This window comes from Microcoleus sp. LEGE 07076, assembly GCF_015207455.1.
In the GTDB taxonomy this organism is placed as follows: Bacteria; Cyanobacteriota; Cyanobacteriia; order Cyanobacteriales; family Microcoleaceae; genus Microcoleus.
In genome coordinates this window covers 1-21438 of record NZ_JADEWV010000113.1, presented here as the reverse complement: position 1 = coordinate 21438, position 21438 = coordinate 1, and the positions used below count along the sequence as shown (strand labels likewise).

Sequence of the window (21438 nt, the reverse complement as noted above, 5' to 3'; positions counted from 1 at the left end):
GCTTCGAGGGGTGGGGCGTTGCCCAGAAGCCGGCGGAGGCGATTGGTTGCTTGCAGGGCGTCTCGGCCCAAGTCCTTGGTGGTGTCGGGGAGGATGGTTTCGGCGTTGATGTTTACCAAGTCCTCGCCGTTTGCCTCTATCCTGTAGCGATCTTGTTTTTCCCACTTCACGGTAATGCTGTTGGGATCGATATTGTTGCGGGCTAGCTGGTTAAGTTTTGCTGCTAAGGTGGATGCCCGCCACACTGGATCTGCTTCTTGGATGCTTTGGTTGCTGGCAATGTTTCCTACTTTGGTATTTTCTTTGGCGCCCGCTACTTTCAACTGACTGCTAGCAGCGGCTTGGCTGTCGCCAGTTTCTCGGATTTTGGTATTTTTTTCCGGACTGGCGTTAAGAAATGTGATGACTGGAATGTTTCGCACGTAGACTGTCGCTGCTTGTCGCCCGCCCAAGTCGTGGGACTGAATTTTGGCGATCGAGTCTCGGTCAATGTCAGCTTTGGCTTGATACTGATACTGTCCGACTTTCTGTGCTTCGACCCGCTTAGCGTTTAACTGCGGGGACGGTTGGGCGGCAATTACTTGCTGGGAATTCTGAGAGTTTTGCTTGACGGCATCTGTTGCTTGTGCGTGACAAGAAGAGGCCGTTCCTACCACAGGAACTAACAGGACAGCGAGTAGACCACCAACAAATTTTTCCTTCATACGTCCATTTTTGTGAATAGCCATTGCCAAGCGAGATAGGAGGATTTGCCATTCGGCGGTCGGGTGTCACAGATTTCTCTGTTTGCCCTTCGCCATTCCTCCGCGAGTCACAGCAGAGTATCGGGGTGCGTTTTTGCTTTAATGCTTCAGCCCCAAAAAATTTTGGTCGAAACTTCCCTGATACTTGACAACTCATACTCGATCTACAATTTGTGTTTTGGTAACGAACTGCAACAGACTACCACAAACTTTTGCGCTTGGGGATCGCTCACAGCACGAAATTTATCAAAAATTGAGTAAATTTTCCCGGATTTCAGTCTCAGATAATGCTTAGATTGCAGTGCTGGCAGCCGTTTTAGCAGTTCCAGAAAAGTTTACAAAATTTTACAAAGATTTAGCCGATTTTAGGGGCGGCCCAAGGCATTGCCTGAAAAAAGCTGTTTGTCAAGTGTTAAGCGTTAACCGTTATCGGCATAAACTAAAACTTAGAAATCGATTTGGCGGACTTATGGATTATCGAGAAGCAGGTGTGGATGTTGAGGCGGGCAGAGCTTTTGTCGATCGCATCAAGAATACAGTCAAGAGCACCCACCGATCGGGAGTTTTGGGCGGATTCGGGGGCTTTAGCGGGTTTTTCAGCGTTCCGGAGGGTTTAAAAGAGCCGGTGATGGTTTCGGGCACTGACGGCGTTGGAACTAAGTTGAAATTGGCCCACAATCTCGATCGGCACGACACGGTAGGTATCGACTTGGTAGCAATGTGCGTCAACGACGTGCTGACATCCGCTGCCGAACCCCTGTTTTTTCTCGATTATTTGGCCACAGGAAAGTTAAATCCCCAACAATTAGCTGGGGTGGTAGCCGGCATTGCTGACGGTTGCAAGCAAGCCGGCTGTGCTTTGCTAGGAGGGGAAACCGCAGAAATGCCCGGTTTTTACCAAGCGGGAGAATACGATTTAGCTGGGTTTTGCGTGGGAATTGTCGAAAAAAGCAAGTTGTTGGACGGTTCGCAGGTGCGGGTAGGAGATGTGGCTGTGGGGCTGGCTAGTTCGGGCGTCCACAGCAACGGTTTTAGTTTGGTGAGAAAAATTGTCGGCGACAAGGGTTTAGATTGGCATTCGCAACCAGAAAAATTAGGCAGCAAAAGTTTAGGAGAAGTGCTGCTGACTCCGACTAAAATTTATGTAAAACCAGTCCTCGCAGCGATTAACAGCGGTTTAGATATTCACGGTATGGCTCACATTACCGGCGGCGGTTTGCCGGAAAATTTGCCCCGCTGTTTGGGAGCAAATCAATCTGTAAAAATTGACTGCAATAGCTGGCCGAGTTTGCCAATTTTTGACTGGATTGCGGAAGCTGGGCAAGTTGCGGCGGCAGATATGTTCAATACTTTTAATATGGGAATTGGATTTGTGCTGTTGGTCGATCGCACCGAAGTAGAACAAACTGTTAAATGGTTTGAATGTCAGGAAATTGGTGCTTTTGAAATTGGCGAAGTAATTGAGGGGAACGGGGAATTAGTGATGGCAGCAAATTAAGTTTTATTGACTTAGTTTAAAAAAATGCCATTTTTTTAAGGGTAAAAAGCTGGACTCCGAGCATTCGACCGAGTACCAACTAATAATGGGAATAGTAGCCGTTTTTCAAATTGTAACGCCACTTCCATTGTAGCGATCCTAAATCACTTGCCAATAAATCTGGCTTCACTAATGGTAATCAAGGATCAAAAACTTAATAACTTAAACACCTCCTACAGTCCTCTCTCCTGTAAGTTTCCTTCCTCAAAGGAGGCATAGCCTCGCCTATCTGCATTACCAGGCAGAGCCTGGTAACGAGCAATGCCACATACCATAAGCCCAGCGGCACCTCATCTTTCTGAGAAATGCTATATGTATGTTGGGCGGAGTGAAACGGAGGGTTCGTTCCAGGGCCCAACCTACAATCAACTGCCAACCACCAACTGCCAACAATCAACGATTAAAACAACTTTAGCCGATCGCGCAAAATCTCCGCCTGTTTTTCGGCTTCCGCCAAACCATCCCGCGCCACCTGAACAACTTGTGGATCGGCCTTTTCCACAAACTTCTGATTAGTCAAACGCGCCGCAGTATGCTTAATTTCCCCTTCTATCTTAGCCAACTTCTTCTCTAATTTACCGCGCAAAGCCGCAATATCAACCACTCCAGCCAGAGGAATCAATACTTGTACAGTACCGACAACCCCAGCAATTGTCTGTCCCAAATCTCCATCCAAACTAGCAGTAACAGTCAGATTTTCCACCTTAGCCAAATCTTTGATGTAAACGCTTCCATCCGAGAGAATTTGGCGTTCCTTGTCGCTTTCGCTTTGCAAAATCGCCGTCACCTTCAGACTCGGTTTGATATCAGAATCTGCCCGCAAATTGCGAATAGTGCGAATTGTCCCGAACAGCAACTCAAACTGCTGTTCTAATTCTGGATCGATCGGCGATGTATCCGCTTCAGGATAAGCTTGCAAAGCCAAACAATCACCGTCACCTGTTTGAGTCAAAGTGTGCCAAATTTCCTCAGTAATGTGCGGCATAAAAGGATGCAGCAATTTCAGAATTCCTTCCAACACAAAAGCAAAAGTTTGCTGCGCGACTTTCTTAGAATTTGGTTCAGCATCCTGCTGCAAGCGAGACTTAACTAACTCAATATACCAGTCGCAAAAATCGCCCCAAATAAACTCATAAAGATTCTTAGCCGCTTCTCCCAAGCCGTAATTTTCCAAAGAATTGCGGCTTTGTTGCACAACTTGATGATAGCGAGAAAGAATCCAGCGATCGCACAATTCCAACCCCTCTTCACTCCTCTCCCCGTCAGGACTAAAGTCCTCAGTACGAACCAGATAGGGGGGCACACCCAATTGCTGCGGAGTCTGTCCCTCCAGATTCATCATCACAAATCGAGCAGCATTCCACAGCTTATTTGTGAAATTCCGGGAAGCCTCGACTGATTTCGATTCATCAGTTTTGCGATCGTACTCCATGCGAATATTTTGACCTGCCCCTACCACTTCCTTAACCAAAGTGTAGCGCAAAGCATCAGTCCCGTACTTACCAATCAACAGCAGCGGGTCAATACCGTTATTTTTACTCTTAGACATTTTTTGACCTTTTTCATCCAACACCAAACCGTGAATGTAAACAGTATCAAAAGGCATCTTTTCAGTAAAATGTCCTGCCATCATCGTCATTCTAGCAACCCAGAAAAAGATGATATCAAAACCAGTCACCAGAGTAGTTGTGGGATAGTAAAAATCCAAATCCTTAGTTTTGTCTGGCCATCCCAAAGTTGAAAAAGGCCACAACCCAGAAGAAAACCAAGTATCCAAAACATCTGGATCTCTTGCTAAATCGACATCTGAACCAAATTTAGCCACAGCTTTTGCCCTAGCTTCAGCTTCAGTTTTTGCTACCACAAACGGAGTCGTATCAGTAATTTCGCCCTGAGTTTCGCTAACAGCATACCAAGCCGGGATTTGGTGTCCCCACCACAATTGTCTGGAAATGCACCAATCTTTCAACTTCACCAACCAATCGCGATAAACCTTTGTCCATCTTTCCGGCACAAACACTGGTGAATTCTCTTCATCTAAGGCTGCTAAAGCGCGTTGAGAAAGAGGATCGATCTTGACAAACCATTGAGTAGACAGTAAAGGTTCAACGGGGACTTTACCCCGTTCGCTGTAGGGAACTGTATGTTTGTAATCTTCAATTTTAACCAAAAATCCGTCTGTTTCTAAACGTTGGACAACATTTTTGCGGGCAACAAATCTATCTTGTCCTTGGAACTCTCCGGCATTTTCATTTAAAGTGCCGTCCTTATTCATGATATTAATAAACGGCAAATTGTGGCGCTTACCCATCTCGAAGTCATTCGGATCGTGGGCGGGAGTCACTTTGACACAGCCAGTGCCAAAAGTCGGATCTACAAACTCATCAGCAATGATTGGAATTTCGCGATTGACAATGGGTAAAGTGACAGTTTTACCAATAAGATGTTGATAGCGATCGTCCTCTGGATTCACAGCCACCCCAGTATCGCCCAACATCGTTTCCGGCCGAGTCGTCGCCACCTCCAAATAACCGGAACCGTCCGTCAAAGGATAGCGGAAATGCCACAAATGCCCCTCAACTTCCTGCTGGTCAACTTCCAAATCCGACACAGCAGACTGACTCGCCGGACACCAATTCACCAAATAATTACCGCGATAAATCAGCCCCTCATCGTACAGGCGCACAAAAGCTTCTAAAACAGCAGCAGATAAGCCTTCATCCATCGTAAAACGTTCCCGCGACCAATCAACAGACACGCCCAAACTGCGGAGTTGATTAGTAATAGTATTGCCAGACTCAGCTTTCCATTCCCAAGCCCGTTCCAAGAAATTTTCTCGTCCTAAATCGTAGCGAGTTTTGCCTTCTGCTTTGAGTTGTTTTTCTAGAATAGTTTGAACTGCGATGCTAGCATGATCCGTTCCCGGCAACCACAGGGTATTGCGTCCAGTCATGCGGTGATAGCGGACGAGGACATCAATCAGCGTCTCTTCAAAAGCGTGTCCCATGTGGAGGCTGCCGGTGACGTTGGGCGGCGGAATGACGACGCAGTAAGGTTCGCCGCCGGCTTCTGGGTCAGCTTTGAAGGTTTGATTGTCTTCCCAGTATTTTTGCCACTTGGTTTCGGTGGCTTTGGGGTCGTATTGGGGTGGTAGGTTTGCGGTCATGGTGGCTTGAGGGTTTTATCTTATTTATGATTGTGCCACAGCGGGGGGAGGAGAAGAGTTTTGAACCGCAGAGGGCGCAGAGGGCGCAGAGGGAAGAGTGTTGCGAGGGTTTTGGATTATGATTTTGATATTGGTTTGAAAAGAGGAGAGCGGAGTTGGCAGAGGATATTAATGAGTTGACTTATGGTGTGATTGGGGCGGCGATGGAGGTTCATAAGGAGTTGGGGCCTGGTTTTTTGGAAGCGGTATATGAGAATTCGTTGCGTGAAGAACTTTCGCGCCAGGGAATTCCTTTTGAACCTCAGCCTACGGTAAATGTCTTTTACAAAGGTGTTGTAGTTGGGGAAGGCAGATACGATATGCTAGTTGCCAACACTCTCATTGTTGAATTAAAGTCAGTCCAAACTATACTTCCTATCCATGAGGCTCAAGTTATCTCCTACTTAAAAATGACTGGTTATCCTCTCGCCCTTCTCATCAACTTTAACGTGCGCTTTTTAAAAGAAGGAATCCGCCGCATCATCCTGTCGTAAAAAAACCTCTGATCCCTCCCCTCTCTGCGCTCTCTGCGCTCTCTGTGGTAAAATCCTCTTAAGATCTATTTCACTTCTTTATAATCCACTCCATCCAGAGAAGAGTTTTGAACCACAGAGGGCGCAGAGGACACAGAGGGAAGAGTGTTGCGAGGGTTTTTGATGTCGTACCCTCCCCTCTCTGCGCTCTCTGCGCTCTCTGTGGTAAAATCCTCTTAAGATCTATTTCACTTCTTTATAATCCACTCCATCCAGAGAAGAGTTTTGAACCACAGAGGGCGCAGAGGACACAGAGGGAAGAGTGTTGCGAGGGTTTTTGATGTCGTACCCTCCCCTCTCTGCGCTCTCTGCGCTCTCTGTGGTAAAATCCTCTTAAGATCTATTTCACTTCTTTATAATCCACTCCATCCAGAGAAGAGTTTTGAACCACAGAGGGCGCAGAGGACACAGAGGGAAGAGTGTTGCGAGGGTTTTTGATGTCGTACCCTCCCCTCTCTGCGCTCTCTGCGCTCTCTGTGGTAAAATCCTCTTAAGATCTATTTCACTTCTTTATAATCCACTCCATAACTCGTATCTCTCCCAGACAAATAAGTAGTTTTCCCGGTTAAAACTTCCAAAGTTTCTCTGGTCTTACTCGAAGTAATCGTATTCAGCGGCACTCCTAACTTGCTAGCCAAACCGGCCGCCACGCCCACACCTTGTCCTTGATAAATATTCACTGTCGCAATGCGCCCGACTGATACCGCCATACCGACATAGCCTGAAGATCGCCCGACGATCGCCAAATTATTCACTTTGCTAGCCAATGCACTTTCTATGCCAAAATTGTACACGGGCAATCCAGGAATTCTCGATGACAAATCCTTGACTCCGCCCCGCAAGTCGAAATCATATGAAAAACTGCCGATCGACTTTTCGGGTTCTGTTCCTCCTTTAATAATTTCCTGTCCTGTCAGCGGCGCTACCACATCTCGAACGTTCAAAGTTTGTCTGATATAAACTTCATCTGGGATAAATACTCTCACATCTTTACCCGATTTCTTTTGCAGCCATTCTTGGATTCGTGACATTTCTTGAACCATTTCAGGAGTCGGTTTTCTGCCGCTAGCTTCCATTTTCATCAACTCGTCAACTTTGTATTTAAACAGGAAGCCGTTCCAAGACATGGAATTATCCTTATAAACGCAAATATTGGCTTTGTCAAAAAAGAAGCCTTTGTCTTGAGTAAAGGGCAGATTTCTGTCTACATGATAAGCCCCTCCGAGAGCTACACTTCTAATATTGTATCCGTCTCGGTAGGCTTGATAAATCGTGCTTAGAAAATTTCTCATCCAAAATTCGGTACTGGCCTCATCTTTATATTTGGTAATGCTGGTTTTGATTTTTTCTACTAAAGGTGTGTTGTAAAGAATGTCATCTTCCATTCTGCGGAGGTCGGACATTGTTAAGCCCGTAATTGTCGGAACTATGGATATCGCTAAGGTTTCATTTTTGGATTTAATGTTTTGCGATTCATATCCTGTATAATAGGATAATCCGGCTTTTCTGGCGAATTCGGCATCTTGAGTTACGTCTATGTAAGAGTTAGCTTTGATTTTAATTCCACTGTCTTTTACTTCGGCATATTCGATTTGGCGATCGACTACGTGGGGAACAAGAGTCGTGTTGGAAATAAGTTGAACATCGGCTGATGACAGCATTTCTTTGAGTGCTTTATCTGCCGTTTTTGGTTGTAAGCATGATTCGGGGACGTTGGCTTTGTCTAAGAATTCCCGGAAGCATTGGGCGTAGGGTTGGTTGTACCAATCGGGGATTTTATCTAAATCGACGTAGCCTAAGCCTCCGCGGGTGAGTACGCCGCCTAATGCTGCGCTTTCATGGTTCGATCGCACTACGGCTACTTTTCCCTTTGCACCTAGGGTTTTCTTCGCCCAAATAGCTGCACATATCCCCGGTACTTCGTCGCCATAGACTACGATATCAAAGTTGCGATCGCCTGATGTTGGATGGGCTGCTGGGGGCTTGTTTGTGGCCCTTTGTCGCAGGTTTGGGGGGTCTAATGTGGCACTTGCTTCGTTTCTGTGGGCGATCGAGCTTTTTGCTTCTTTGAAATAGGGGGAGTCAACTAAAACTTTTACGACTACAAAAAAGATGGCAATGGCAGCTAATTTATTGAAAGTAGGAGGCATTTAGTTGACTCGTTGATGAATTTACATTACCTGAAAGTGCTGTTCAGGGTTTACGGAGTTGAATATAGCACGTTTAGGTAATTTCGACACAGTTTTAACTTTTCCGGGAAGGGTGGTAAACGAATCTTCTCAACCCAAACCCGGCGATGCTGTCCTGGCCAAAATGCTACAATTACATCGATCGCAAATTGAAATATAAAAAATATGACTTTTGAGGCGGTTTTAAATCTTGTCAAGCAGTTGTCTCTAGCCGAAAAGTTACGGTTGATTAAGTGGATCGTTCCTGAAATAGAACGAGAATTAGTTGTTGGGCCTGCTCCCCGTAAATCTTTGTGGGGTTTATGTGCTGACTTGGGAATTGCACCTTCTGCTGCTGATATAGATGAAGTTCGCAGGGAAGAATGGGCGAATTTCCCAAGGGAGGATTTCTAATGCTGCGTGCTGTAGCTGATACTCATGCTGTTATTTGGTATATTTTTGCCGATTCGCGACTTTCGGTGACTGCTATAACGACAATAGAACAGATAGCCACCGAGGGAAATTAGGTGGCTTTTTCATCAATTACATTAGCAGAAATTGTCTATCTGAGCGAGAGAGGGCGGATTAATTCAGCTACTCTCGATCTATTATTGAGAGAAGTTGATAGCGATGATGCTTTATTGGTCGAAATTCCTTTCGCTCGCAATATAGCCCTGACTTTAAGGCAAGTTGACCGATCGCAAATTCCCGATTTGCCCGATCGCATTATTGCTGCTACTGGTTTGTATCTTAATGTACCCGTTATTAGTCGCGATCGCCGGATTCAATTATCGAGTATAGACACAATTGGGTAAATCTGAGTCACTCGGCGATCAAAGTTGATTTAAAGATGTTTTCGGGGATTTGCGAATTGTGCTGCGCTTCGGATAGTTTCGACTTTGGGGGTGGTACTTGCTTTTTTGCTGTTAGTGTGCTACTTGATGCGTGAGATGTCTAAGGCTTGCTATATCTACACATTTTTGATCTCTGTTCAGTAAGGGCGATCGGCTACACTAAGTTAAGAACAGCAATTAAGTCATCTTAAAGATACAGAAAAAATGGAAAAAGTTTTTGTACATCCTGAATGTGCTTTTTCAGCAGAGACATTTAACCTATTGGAAAAATTTTATGAAGACCCAAGTTCAGATTTTTATATAGCACACAAAAAAGATTTCTTAAAATATGTAGAAGAGCCATTAAACTATATTTCAAGGCAGGTAGAAGAGCAGTTGCCTGATTTTATCAAAGAATATATACATATCAAACAGGAGGGATTTGCCTCTATTTTTCCTGAACTAGGTGATTGGGAACCGACAGCCTATAGTATAGTTTTTAATTTAAAAAATATCATTTCTACTATGGATTGTATAAGTAGTGCTCAGTTAATCCTGAATCTTGAAAACCAAAAAATAACTTTTGGTTTTTATTCAGGAAGTAACGATTTTGAGGCAGTGGAAGAATATCGCTTACAGCCTTATATAATTGATGAGAATATAATCGAACTCCTTAAACGTTATAACCTTCCTAATAATTATAGCTGCTCTTTAATTAGGGAGAAAACGGATTTTCAATTAGATAATTTGGAGTTTAATTCCACAAGCGAACCCGCAAACAATGTTTATGAAATATTAGAAAATATCATGAGTTATTCACCTCCTGCTATACCCCCTGGAATTAAAATAAAACTTACTAAATTTCAGGTTCAAATATCATTAGAATTACAAGATGTATTAGGATATTCTGCTAACAATCTAATTAGAAAAATAGGACAAGCCTTTAAAAAACTATTTCCATTATTTTTGATTTTCAATTTTTACGATGACAATAATTATTTTACTCCTCTTGTTCTCAGTGAATATTTTTTAGTATATGAAAAGGAATTTAACCCAGTGTATCAACTAGAAGAAATTTCAGAAATTACTGGTTTTCAAACAACCCAACTAACTCAATGGATACACGCCATTCACCGCAAAGCCCAAGCCATCATCCAAGGCCCGCCCGGAACCGGAAAAACCTTCATAGCCGAAAAACTAGCCAAACACTTAATAGGCGGCGGTGACGGTTTCTCAGACATTATCCAATTTCACCCCGCCTACACCTACGAAGACTTTATCGAAGGCCTCCGTCCCATAACTCAAAACGGACAATTAACCTACTCAATAGTTCCCGGTAGATTCCTAGAATTTTGCGAAAAAGCCGAAGCCTGTGAAGACATTTGTGTTCTGATTATTGATGAAATTAACCGTGCAAATTTATCTCAAGTCTTTGGCGAGTTAATGTACCTCCTAGATGACCGACCCGACACAGAGCGCTTTATTACACTAGCCAGCGGTAAACAGTTTAGAATCCCTACAAATGTCCGCATCATCGGCACAATGAACACCGCAGACCGTTCTATTGCCTTAGTTGATAATGCACTCCGTCGCCGCTTCGCATTCATTTCTATCTATCCCAACTCTGAAGTCCTGCGAGTGTATCACCACAGAGAGGAAACAGGTTTTCCAGTTGATAAATTAACTAGCATTCTAAAAGATGTCAATCGGGCAATTAACAACAAACACTATGAACTAGGCATCTCCTTCTTTTTGACAAAAACCTTAGCTGAAGATATCCAAGATATTTGGCAAATGGAAATTGAGCCATACCTCGAAGAATACTTCTTTGATAATCAGGCAAAAATGGATGAATTTCTCTGGAATAAAATCAAAGATAAATTGAGCAAGTGATAATTTTATGGAACGAGAATCACCCCAAATCATCGAACTCACAGAATATCAATTAGCAACTTTCGATCGAGACTCAATCCCCGAATCAGTAGGAAAAAAAATACACCATAATTATGCTAAGGAAATAGATATAGAATTTCCCAACTATAAAAATAAATATCAATGGCAATTAAAATCTCAAGGCCGAGTTGGCAAGATTCCAATTACTCCAGAATTTCATATTGCCATCCGCCCAAAGGTTCCCATAAACAATATCTTTGGAATGCTTGACTATGCCTACGAACTTAATATAAATTTTCCGAAAGGACAGATTGAGTGCGAATCTTTGGAACAAGTGTATGAACGATTAGCTAACATCCTTGCTCAGAAAATTCTCGAACGCTGTCGCAAAGGATTGTATCGCGATTACTTACCCAAAATAGAAAAGCTTTCCTATATTCGCGGTCGAATCGATGTCCGGGAAGCTGTGCAAAAACCTTGGGATGTTAAACTAAAATGCCACTATCACGAACAGACAGGCGATATCGAAGACAATCAAATTCTGGCTTGGACACTTTTCATTATTGGCCGCAGCGGTTTGTGCCGCGAATCTGTCTCATCGACGGTGCGAAAAGCCTTTCACGCACTGCAAGGATTTGTGACATTAAAACCTTTTAAATCCCAAGCTTGTATCGATCGCACTTATCACCGTCTGAATCAAGATTATCAAATATTACACGCCCTCTGTCGCTTCTTTCTGGAGAATACTGGGCCCAGTCACGAAACTGGCGATCGCGAAATGCTACCTTTTCTGATCAACATGGCTAGTTTATACGAACAATTTGTCGCTGAATGGCTCAAAACTAATACACCAAAAGGCTTCTTTGTCAAGAAAAAACACACGGTCACATATGACCAAAATTATTCCGATCGCATTGACTTACTGCTGTGCGACATAGAAACAGGTAAAATCCAATATGTCCTCGATACCAAATACAAAGCTCCCGATCGAGCAGACAGTGGAGACCGCCATCAAATAGTTGCCTACGCCAATGCAGTAAAGTGTAACAATGCAATTCTCATCTACCCGCAAAACCTCAACCACCCCCTAGACATAAAAAATGGCGCTCTGCGAGTTCGCAGTCTCAACTTTTCCCTAAATGACGATCTCAACGAAGCCGGAAAAATATTCTTAACCTCTCTACTTCCAAACACCGTCTCCTATTGGTGACAACTTAATAAAACGTAAAAATTTTTAAGGAATAAAAAATTTATATCGCTGAAACATTTACAGGCAAAGCAGTTTAGCTCCATTGAAGGAGTAAGGGATCATCTCTGTTTTGCTTTTTTACTGCGATCGCCCCCGCTCGCTAATCAGATGATTCCCAAAACAGTCTTGATGTACAACAGCTTAATTAATAAGCCGTATAACTAAAACAAGAGAAAAAGTAATTATCCAGAAACAACTTCCGTTCCCCAAAAGCGCATTGATTCGCGCCGCCATATTCAGATAGACCTGGCAACTGTGATAAATTGGTTCGACGCAGTATTACTGCACTGCGGCAGTTTCGACACTGCACAACAAGCAGTCCATAAAAAGCTGTGAGCTGGATGAATGCGGCAGAAGGAATTGCCGACAGGATGCCATCTCTTAAGCTCGATCGCCCTACTTAAATCACAAATATGATGAAGTCTCAAGATGTTTTGACGAGTCGTGATGGGTACTTACCCAACCAGGAAACTGATGCGCTAAAAACTACCCACGATGTCTGTGTTGATGTTCCATTATATACTCACGATATTTCCTCTGTCGAGGACTCTCAAGTCGATCTAACTCGATCGGACTATGTGAGTATCCATCAATGGTTTGAAGCACAGGTTAAGCAGACTCCTGATGCGATCGCCCTATCATTTCAAGGGCAAGAATTAACCTATGATGCCTTAAATCAACGCGCAAACGGGCTCGCCCATTACCTTCAAGCACTAGGAGTACAACCGGATGAACTGATTGCTATCTCTATGAATCGCTGCATGGAAATGGTGATTTGCTTTTTGGGGGTGATCAAGGCTGGGGCGGCCTATGTGCCGATCGACCCAACCTATCCGCACGAACGTCGAGCGTACCAGTTACGAGACGCCGCTGTGCGATTCATTTTGATTCAACAGCATCTGGTTGAATTTTTGCCCGAACACAATGCTCGCGTGATTTGTCCAGATACAGACTGGCACGATATCGCGCCATACAGCACTGAAAATTTGTCTCGGATGACAGAGCCCGAGCATTTGGCTTACGTTATTTACACCTCTGGTTCGACGGGATATCCCAAGGGTGTAATGATTGCTCACCAGGGCATGATTCACCACAGCAAGGCGATCGCACAGGCATTTAATCTTGGATTGGGCGATCGGGTACTTCAATTCTCTAGCATGAGCTTTGACACCATCATTGCGGAAGTTTTTCCATCCTTGGTAAGTGGTGCAACAATCGTGCTGCGAACGGAAGACTGTATTAGCTCTACCCGTCAATTCCTCGAATTTATTGAGCAAGAACGCATTACTATTCTGCACTTGCCAACTGCTTTTTGGCATGGCCTCGTCAGCGGACTCTCATTGCTACGCGTTCCCATGTCCCCAGATGTGAGATTGGTGGTTGTGGGCGGAGAAAAAGCCTCTCGGGCTCTGTATGGTGAATGGCGACAATTGGTTGGGCAATATCCTCGTTGGCTCAATGCCTATGGGCCGACTGAAAATACGGTGACGGCCACCATTTTTGACCCGATCGCTGAAGGTTACGATCTCAGTAGTGAAGCAGACATTCCGATCGGTCGTCCTCTTCCCTACAGCCAAATTTACATTCTGGATGAAAACCTAAATCTTGTGCCAGATGGCGATATTGGAGAACTGTATATTGGCGGCCCAGGGCTGGCGAGGGGATATCTCAATTTGGCAGAACGCACTGCAAGTAATTTTGTTGCTAATCCATTTAGCGATCGCCCTTACGACAAACTTTACAGAACAGGGGATACTGCCCGCTATTTACCCAATGGAACGTTGGAGTTTATTGGTCGCATCGATTTTCAAGTAAAAATTCGAGGTTTTCGGATTGAGTTACTAGAGATTGAAACCTATTTGGAACAGTACCCATCTGTGCAACAAGGTATAGTTTTGGCACGGGAAGATGTACCCGGTGAAAAGCGCTTAGTGGCATATATCATTCCGAAGCACGGACAACCAATTCAGGTGTCTGCATTGCGTAGTTTTCTACAAACAAAGCTACCGGCATACATGATTCCGGCAGCGTTTGTAGTGATGGAGAGCTTCCCCATGACCCCCAATGGTAAAGTCGATCGTCGTGCATTTCCAGAACCGCAGGTTGTCGATCTGGTTCAGTACGGTGAAGTTGTGTTGCCTGCTGATGTACTAGAAACTCAACTTCTCCATATTTGGGAGCAGGTACTCAATATTAAGCCGATCGGTACTACGGATAATTTCATGGATTTAGGCGGTACATCCCTGCTAGCAGCTCGCTTAGCTGACAAAATTGACGCAAAGTTCCAGCAGAGTTGGCCACTATCGATGATCTTCCAAGCCCCAACCATCAAACAATTAGCCGACATTCTACGTCAAGGCAATATCCCCAACCAAAGCCTTTCCTTAGTTGAGATTCAACCGAAGGGTTCTGTGCCACCACTATTTCTGTTTGAAGGAGTGTCTATTTATTATCCGTTAATTCCATATTTGGGGCGAGAGCGGCCGATATATGCCTTAATTACTCTTGTTAAAGATCGCATGAATGGACCACTCAATCAGGTTGAGGCGATCGCAGACTATTACATCAATGAACTCGTGAAGGTGCAACCAGAAGGCCCCTATTATTTTGCTGGTTTGTCATTTGGAGGTATTGTTGCTTTTGAGGTAGCTCAAAAATTGGCAGCTAAAGGACAGGAAACAGCGTTATTGGTGATGTTTGATTCCATGTTGCCCTCTGCCTACAAGCCCCTACCCATTCAGCAGCGGCTGCGCTTCCATGCCCAAAAAATTGCTAAGCAGGGTATAGGTTACATCGTCCGTAGTGTCGTCGATCAAATAATCACACTTACACACCCAATGACAATGCCGGCCCGCAAGACGATCGGGCGATACCTTAAGCCGAAAGAACCTACAGAGTCAATGTCTTACACCACAGACTATTTGATGACAGAGAAGATAATTCAGCAAGCAGAACGAGCTTACGTGCCAAAACCCTATGCTGGCAAAGTAGTTATGTTTAGAGCGCTGGATTCTGAAGATGGCAAAAGTGTCAATCTCGATCCGGATCTAGGCTGGAAACCTTATCTCAAAGACGGTCTGACCATTTACGACGTACCTGGAGACCATCTAGGTATTTTACAGGAACCCAATGTCGGGGCGATCGGCAACCGAATCAAGCTATTGCTGGAAGAGATAATGGTGCAGCAGTAAAGTTTTTGGCATTCTTAATCGATATTCAGACAGGGTTGCATCGAATTATTGCGGTTATCAGAAAGATGAGGTACAACTAGAACTACCCTCAATCAAGCCTGAAAAACATTTTTAAACTCTCTCTTGCCAAACACTCTACCCTAACTCAATATGCTTGGGTTAACGCTTTTTTTCAAATCTCATCTCACGATTGTATAGGCAATACAGCCATTTTTGGAAATTTAGATATTTCTGAAATGAATTGTATTATGCCCTAACTCTTCTCTGCGCCAAAATCACCGTCTGCCGTTCATTTCCCCCAAAAAAAAGAGGCGCAATTGCGCCTCCCAAATCTTTCATGTCAGGGTTCTAAACACTAACAGCCACTTTCGCTTCCTTCGCAGTCAACTTCTCGTAAGTCGCCCGCATTTTCAATCCCACCAACACTTGGAACAAACCAGTTCCATTGTTGGAACCCGGATATTCGCGGTGCTGGAGCAACAGGTGAGTCAACTCGCCTTCATACTTCGCAGAAGTCTTGCTCAAATGGCTTTCGATGTAAATCACTTCTTCGAGATTTTCAAACTGACCGTCTACTTCCAAAATCGAGACTTCGTGACCGTAGAAAGCGTCGGGCCCGTAATACATCTTAATTCCTGGATAGGAACAAGTCAGTTTGCGGCCGCAAGGAACCCAGTTAATTGTTGAACCTTCGTCAAACAAATATGCTGGCTCAAAGTTGGCGATGCCTTCGCGCTGGATCATCTGCACGCGCAGAACTTTCCGCTCTTTGTCATCTTTGATCAAGTTGGTTGGCAACACTTGAATTACCACATCGGCGTATTGCTTTTGCGGATCGATGTAGGCGGTAAAATCCGGTTTGCGAGCATTGATCGCAAACAGCACGTCTTCGTAACGGTGGCCCCGTTCTGCCATGTCGCGCTGGATTTTCCAAGCGATTTTTACTTCGTCGCTGATGTCGAGGTAGACGCTGAAGTCGATGAGCTCTCTGACTCGTTCGTCGTAAAGGGGGTGCAACCCCTCAATCACAATCACATGATTCGGCTCTACCCGCTCAGGAGGATCGAGCAGACCGGTTTCGTGGTTGTAAATCGGCTTGTCGATCGCCTTACCTTCTTTCAGGGCCTTCATTTGCTCGGCCATCAGGTCAAAATTGTTTGCTCTGGGGTCAAGGGCGGTAATCCCTGTTTCTTTGCGCTGTTTGCGATCGAGACAATGATAGTCGTCCAGACAGATCACGGTAACGAAATCTTCCCCGAACAAATCTGTCAATCGGCGCAAAAAAGTAGATTTTCCGCACCCGGAGTCTCCGGCTACGCCAATTAAAACCACGCGATCCGGCTTACTTGTCATAGTTTCCCTCTAAAAAAATCACTGTTTACTAACTCAAGTCTAGATTCCACAAAGTTTCAGCCCGCAGGTAGTGTGCCGGCTTTGTGCGATTTTGCTACCCCGATCGGATCGAGCACTCACCAGCATACAGGAGTCAGTTGACTGCCTGCCAGGGAAGACCCAAGCAATCTTCAAGGCAATTGACATACTCCCCAGCTATCGAGGCATGGGGATTGTGGATTCCAATAGCTTTCGGCAAGCACAGCTTGTCTGATATTGCCGAGCCTCTAGGTTGATGCCCCAACCTATTTGAGATTTTTTGGACTATGCAGTTGAGACCGGATTTTTACGTCTGGCGAGTCAACAATATATAGTTCAATCACGATCCCCGTCCTGTAAGGCTTCCCCGCTCGGTTGCCTTACAGGACGGGCGGCGTACCTCAATTTTTTGGCAATTAATGCTAAGTTTAGTGATTAATCTTACCAGAATGCGTCCGCCCACTACAAGCTCAACGTCATTTAGTCAAATCGTGGTTTAAGTTGTACTTCATTATAAATTGTATATTTCAATGCCGTATTTCCGTTCATAGTTAAATATTCTCGCCATCGGGCCATCTCGCCATCTCCCTCTGCCGAATCCCCAAATCAGAACGACTGATCGGGACAGATCCCCCGATCGGGTAAAATATTGGCAGTACGCAGACAACAATAGCTATAGGTCAACACCTGAACGCAGCCGGACTCTATAGCCGGCGTGATGTTCGGGTGACTGGGAACTAAAGAGGCGATCGAGCAAAACTTGACACCCCCGCCCTGGACGGCGAGGCCCAAAGATTAACGCGACCAATTAGTCCCGATGACCTTAAGAAAAAAGTAAATTGAGTCTACGGTCACATTCTCTATCTTTATAACTCTGTATCGTGAAGGAAAAGCAACAAATGTACAGCCCAAGCATATCTGGTGTTGCGACCAGCTCAATATCAGGCAGTCGCATCTTTGTTTACGAAGTGGAGGGTATGCGTCAGAGCCAAGCAACTGACGAAATAAGTCATCCGATTCGCCGTAGCGGTAGCGTGTTTATCTCCGTGCCTTACGATCGCATGAATCAGGAAATGCGGAGAATTGCTCGCATGGGCGGCAAAATTGTCAGCATCCGCCCCTCAAACGCCGCTCCCGAAACTACTAATGGCAAAGTCGCACCAGAAGCAGGGCTACAGAGTCAGAAATCTGGAGAAACAACTAAGCCCATGACTCAAGCAAAGGAAAAAGTTCAGGTTCCTGTTAACCTCTACAAACCGGCCAATCCGTATATTGGCAAGTGTATTTCTACAGAAGAATTGGTCAGAGAAGGCGGCGAGGGTACAGTCCGTCACGTCAAATTTGACATCTCTGGAGGCAATTTGCACTATCTGGAAGGTCAAAGTATTGGCATTATTCCAGATGGCACTGACAAGAACGGTAAACCTCACAAAATTCGGCTTTACTCGATCGCCTCGACCCGTCACGGAGATAATTTGGATGACAAAACTGTCTCTGTATGTGTCCGCAGGCTAGAGTACAAAAGCCCAGAAACTGGCGAACAAGTCTTTGGTGTCTGTTCCACTTTTATCACTGGTTTGGAACCAGGGGCTGATGTCAAAATCACTGGCCCTGTAGGCAAGGAAATGCTGTTGCCCGACGATGAGGAAGCCACTGTGATTATGATGGCTACCGGTACGGGTATTGCTCCTTTCCGCGCTTATTTGTGGCGGATGTTCAAAGAAAACAATCCCGATTACAAATTCAAAGGTTTAGCTTGGCTGTTCTTTGGAGTTGCTTACACTCCCAACATTCTGTATCAGGAAGAGTTGGAGCAATTGCAACGAGAGTTCCCCGATAATTTCCGATTGACTTATGCCATCAGCCGCGAGCAAAAGAATGCTGACGGTGGCAAGATGTACATTCAAAGCCGGATTAAGGAAAACGCAGACCAATTATGGGAATTGGTTCAAAAGCCCAATACTCACACTTACATCTGCGGTTTGAAGGGCATGGAAGGCGGAATTGATGAGGGAATGTCTGCTGCATCGAGCAAGCACGATGTTGACTGGACAGCCTATCAAAAACAGTTGAAAAAAGACGGTCGCTGGCACGTTGAAACTTATTAATTTGTTGCCTGATTTAATCTGATTTGTAGGGCGGCCATTGGCTCGCCCTACATTTTTTTTTAAACATTTTTCAGCATTAAACAAGATTGCATAAATCTTTGATCGATGCTTCAACCGCAGAGGCAAAGCAGATAAACACAGATTAACGCAGATAATTTCAAGATCGGAAAGTAAATGAATGCAATGCAAGTCTATTCAGGGGCAGATTCACCCAATACAAGTGTAAAATAGACAGTAAGCTCACCGAAAAAGGGAGATAACTGACATGGTTATAACTTCTACCCAAAAACTGACATTTGAAGAATATCTGAACTATCAGGGAGAATCAGGTGTTTGTTATGAATTATATCGGGGACATCTCATTGAAATGCCAACACCCACAGCAATACATATCAAAATCTGCGAGTTTTTGGTTTATCAGTTCCGGCGCTTCTTTGCAGCACACAACCTACCGCTAGTTGCAATTGTCACTACCGCAGTCCGCACTGAAGAAGACTCTTCCCGCGTTCCTGATGTTGTGATTTGCACTCGGAGTTTGTGGGAACAAGTCTGCGCGCAACCTGGTTCCGCAGTGCTGGACTTTGAAGAAAAACCGCTGTTAGTTATCGAAGTTACCAGTCAAAATTGGCGGGACGACTACATCCGCAAGCGCGCAGAATACGATTTAATTGATATCCCTGAATATTGGATTGTAGACCCAAATCGACCGAAAATACGAGTATGCAGCCGCCCCGAAAATGAAGGCAGTTATTCTCACCAGGAATTTTTGCCGGGACAACAAGTTCAGTCTGTACAGTTCGCTGAATTTATTTTATCGGTGGATGAAGTGCTGTGTCCGCCGCTAGTCGAAGATTTAATTCGAGAAGAATCTGTACAGCGACAACAGCTAGAACAGCAGAATCAGCAGCTAGAACAGCAAGTTAATTTAGAAAGGCAGCGTGCCCAAAGATTGGCGCAGAGGCTGCGAGAAATGGGAGCAGATATGGATGCAGAGCTTTAAATTGCTGTGTAAATTCTGGATTCGTTAGTCATGCAGATCCCCAGCTTCTTTGATAAGTCGGGGCTCTCGCTATTCTGTGAATGCCCGGTTGTCATACAATGATTGTAGATTAAGTGAGTTTCAACGGGTCAAAGTCGTGGCTTTCAAAATTGGTTTGCTAGGTTTGGTTAAGTTTACTTACAAAAGCATAAATTTCAAAATTTATATGATAAATAAATAATAAGGATATGCAAGATTCTGGATACGAGGGTCAGAAAGTAGCCTATGTCAGTAAAAATTATTCGGGCCGCCTTTCGCGAGATACAAAAACTCTCCTATGACAATTTTCAGATAGTTTACCAGATTATCAGTGGTTTGAGCCAAGGCAGCCATCAAGATGTTAAAAGTTTACAGGGACATGAAAACCTGTGGCGAACTCGTCAAGGTCAACTGCGTGTGATCTGGGAACGAGATTCTGGCAATATTGTAGTGATTAAAGCTGGTTTGCGAGGAGATATTTATGATAGGGTGTTTGACAGTCGCAATCGCACATATCCGCTGGAAATAGAGGCAATAGAAGAATTGAATAAACCTCAAGGAACCGCGCTAGTATATCATCCAGCTTATGAAATTTCACTAGAAGATAGTAATTGGAACAAAGAAGAAGATCGTTGGTACAAATTTATTTATGCCAACTATTATCGCTACTCACCAGTGCTAACCAGTTCCCAAAAACTGCCATTTGCTGAGTTGATGCAGCATGGGATATGGTCTACAAACAATTGGTTAGTTCAGAGTGGGCCAGGAACAGGGAAAACTGTATGTGCGGCTCTTATAGCTTGTGAACTTCATCGCGAGCAAGGGTGGAACACAATGCTTATTGTTCCTCCAGCAGTGCGTGAAGATTTGGAAAATTACTCAGAGATCAAGAAGATAAAAGAGCAAAATTCAGAAGGTTTTTGGCTGGGTACTTTTCCTGATTGGGTGCGTAAAGTAGATCCAGAATTGGGCGATCGCCTAGCAACTTCAGAGGAAGAATTAACGGCTCTGCGAGAATTAGTGAGATTCGAGGGTTTAGCACCCAGGTTAGGAGAAATCAGTTCACGAGATGTTTTGCTATATCAAGCTTTCGTTCTGGATCTGGAAAATGGTAACAACGATAGAAATCCCATCTTCCAAGAAAATAGACAACGTATTGAAATTCTTGAGAATATTAGACCGGAATTGTGGAGAAGAAAGTTAGGGGATCGCCTCTGCAACTTCGGTGTTGCGACTCAACTTATATCTGCTCGCCCTTCCCCTCTTTACCAAAACCAGCCTACTATTTTAATTGTCGATGAAGCCCAAGATTTTTTGTTAGCTCAGTTAAAAGCTCTAATTGCTGTAAGAGAAGCTTGGGAAAACCAGAGACATTCCACTTATCTCTGGTTGTTGGGAGACTTAAATCAGAGAATTCAACCCGTAGACTTTGATTGGGGGCAACTACAGTTAGGCAGTCGCATTGTCGGGTGAGGTTCGAGGGTCGCCCCTCTCCCCTCCCCTAAGAACCGGACATGAGACTTTTGCACTCATCCGGCTCAAGCCTTACTTCAAGCGAGATTTAACTTGGGTTTTATGCACCTGTTTGT

The 21438-nt window shown here is 44.5% G+C and carries 14 protein-coding genes; 10 read left to right on the top strand and 4 right to left on the bottom strand.

What is annotated here, in order from left to right; translation table 11 throughout:
- Window positions 1-704 (bottom strand): septal ring lytic transglycosylase RlpA family protein (locus tag IQ270_RS18385; RefSeq protein WP_228056478.1); only part of this gene is annotated, 704 nt, incomplete at its 3' end.
- A 508-nt stretch (window positions 705-1212) separates the two neighbouring features.
- On the opposite strand from IQ270_RS18385, the gene purM reads away from it, so the two are divergent.
- Complete coding sequence (purM, locus tag IQ270_RS18380; protein ID WP_193974596.1) at window positions 1213-2241, top strand: phosphoribosylformylglycinamidine cyclo-ligase; 1029 nt, start codon at window positions 1213-1215, stop codon at window positions 2239-2241.
- Between the two features lie 439 nt (window positions 2242-2680).
- Here the strand turns inward: purM and IQ270_RS18375 are convergent, their stop codons facing one another.
- Window positions 2681-5446 (bottom strand): valine--tRNA ligase, encoded by a 2766-nt coding sequence (locus tag IQ270_RS18375; protein ID WP_193974595.1) that lies wholly within the window; start codon window positions 5444-5446, stop codon window positions 2681-2683.
- A 155-nt stretch (window positions 5447-5601) separates the two neighbouring features.
- On the opposite strand from IQ270_RS18375, the gene IQ270_RS18370 reads away from it, so the two are divergent.
- Window positions 5602-5979, top strand: a complete 378-nt coding sequence (locus IQ270_RS18370) for a GxxExxY protein (RefSeq protein WP_193974594.1) — start codon at window positions 5602-5604, stop codon at window positions 5977-5979.
- A 536-nt stretch (window positions 5980-6515) separates the two neighbouring features.
- On the opposite strand, the gene IQ270_RS18365 is transcribed toward IQ270_RS18370, so the two are convergent.
- Window positions 6516-8168: an FAD-dependent oxidoreductase gene (locus tag IQ270_RS18365; RefSeq protein ID WP_193974593.1), complete on the bottom strand. Its 1653-nt coding sequence runs from the start codon at window positions 8166-8168 to the stop codon at window positions 6516-6518.
- Between the two features lie 204 nt (window positions 8169-8372).
- On the opposite strand from IQ270_RS18365, the gene IQ270_RS18360 reads away from it, so the two are divergent.
- The 5 genes from IQ270_RS18360 (at window position 8373) to IQ270_RS18340 (ending at window position 15352) form a co-directional block, all read left to right on the top strand.
- Window positions 8373-8600: a hypothetical protein gene (locus IQ270_RS18360; RefSeq protein ID WP_193974592.1), complete on the top strand. Its 228-nt coding sequence runs from the start codon at window positions 8373-8375 to the stop codon at window positions 8598-8600.
- A 113-nt stretch (window positions 8601-8713) separates the two neighbouring features.
- Window positions 8714-9001, top strand: coding sequence for a PIN domain-containing protein (locus tag IQ270_RS31175; protein ID WP_339384222.1), 288 nt, complete (start codon window positions 8714-8716; stop codon window positions 8999-9001).
- Window positions 9002-9244: 243 nt separating this feature from the next.
- Window positions 9245-10912 (top strand): McrB family protein, encoded by a 1668-nt coding sequence (locus IQ270_RS18350; RefSeq protein ID WP_193974591.1) that lies wholly within the window; start codon window positions 9245-9247, stop codon window positions 10910-10912.
- Between the two features lie 7 nt (window positions 10913-10919).
- Window positions 10920-12122, top strand: coding sequence for an McrC family protein (locus IQ270_RS18345; RefSeq protein WP_193974590.1), 1203 nt, complete (start codon window positions 10920-10922; stop codon window positions 12120-12122).
- A 452-nt stretch (window positions 12123-12574) separates the two neighbouring features.
- Window positions 12575-15352 carry a non-ribosomal peptide synthetase gene (locus IQ270_RS18340; RefSeq protein WP_193974589.1) on the top strand — a complete coding sequence of 926 codons (2778 nt, stop codon included), beginning with the start codon at window positions 12575-12577 and terminating at the stop codon, window positions 15350-15352.
- Window positions 15353-15700: 348 nt separating this feature from the next.
- Here the strand turns inward: IQ270_RS18340 and IQ270_RS18335 are convergent, their stop codons facing one another.
- Window positions 15701-16705: a phosphoribulokinase gene (locus IQ270_RS18335; protein WP_193974588.1), complete on the bottom strand. Its 1005-nt coding sequence runs from the start codon at window positions 16703-16705 to the stop codon at window positions 15701-15703.
- Between the two features lie 917 nt (window positions 16706-17622).
- Between IQ270_RS18335 and petH the strand changes: the two genes are divergently transcribed.
- From petH to IQ270_RS18320, 3 genes are all read left to right on the top strand, one after another.
- Window positions 17623-18831, top strand: a complete 1209-nt coding sequence (gene petH, locus IQ270_RS18330) for a ferredoxin--NADP reductase (RefSeq protein ID WP_193974587.1) — start codon at window positions 17623-17625, stop codon at window positions 18829-18831.
- A 265-nt stretch (window positions 18832-19096) separates the two neighbouring features.
- Window positions 19097-19831, top strand: a complete 735-nt coding sequence (locus tag IQ270_RS18325) for a Uma2 family endonuclease (protein ID WP_193974586.1) — start codon at window positions 19097-19099, stop codon at window positions 19829-19831.
- A gap of 264 nt (window positions 19832-20095) precedes the next feature.
- Window positions 20096-21322, top strand: a complete 1227-nt coding sequence (locus IQ270_RS18320; protein WP_193974585.1) for a hypothetical protein — start codon at window positions 20096-20098, stop codon at window positions 21320-21322.
- Window positions 21323-21438: the final 116 nt, after the last annotated feature.

Excerpts from the sequence above, each read along its gene's own strand:
- IQ270_RS18375 (WP_193974595.1), bottom strand. The coding sequence starts at position 5,446 with ATGACCGCAAACCTACCACCCCAATACGACCCCAAAGCCACCGAAACC.
- IQ270_RS18320 (WP_193974585.1), top strand. The coding sequence starts at position 20,096 with ATGTCAGTAAAAATTATTCGGGCCGCCTTTCGCGAGATACAAAAACTC.
- purM (WP_193974596.1), top strand. The coding sequence starts at position 1,213 with ATGGATTATCGAGAAGCAGGTGTGGATGTTGAGGCGGGCAGAGCTTTT.
- IQ270_RS18360 (WP_193974592.1), top strand. The coding sequence starts at position 8,373 with ATGACTTTTGAGGCGGTTTTAAATCTTGTCAAGCAGTTGTCTCTAGCC.
- IQ270_RS18335 (WP_193974588.1), bottom strand. The coding sequence starts at position 16,705 with ATGACAAGTAAGCCGGATCGCGTGGTTTTAATTGGCGTAGCCGGAGAC.
- petH (WP_193974587.1), top strand. The coding sequence starts at position 17,623 with ATGTACAGCCCAAGCATATCTGGTGTTGCGACCAGCTCAATATCAGGC.
- IQ270_RS18350 (WP_193974591.1), top strand. The coding sequence starts at position 9,245 with ATGGAAAAAGTTTTTGTACATCCTGAATGTGCTTTTTCAGCAGAGACA.
- IQ270_RS18345 (WP_193974590.1), top strand. The coding sequence starts at position 10,920 with ATGGAACGAGAATCACCCCAAATCATCGAACTCACAGAATATCAATTA.
- IQ270_RS18340 (WP_193974589.1), top strand. The coding sequence starts at position 12,575 with ATGATGAAGTCTCAAGATGTTTTGACGAGTCGTGATGGGTACTTACCC.
- IQ270_RS18325 (WP_193974586.1), top strand. The coding sequence starts at position 19,097 with ATGGTTATAACTTCTACCCAAAAACTGACATTTGAAGAATATCTGAAC.
- IQ270_RS18365 (WP_193974593.1), bottom strand. The coding sequence starts at position 8,168 with ATGCCTCCTACTTTCAATAAATTAGCTGCCATTGCCATCTTTTTTGTA.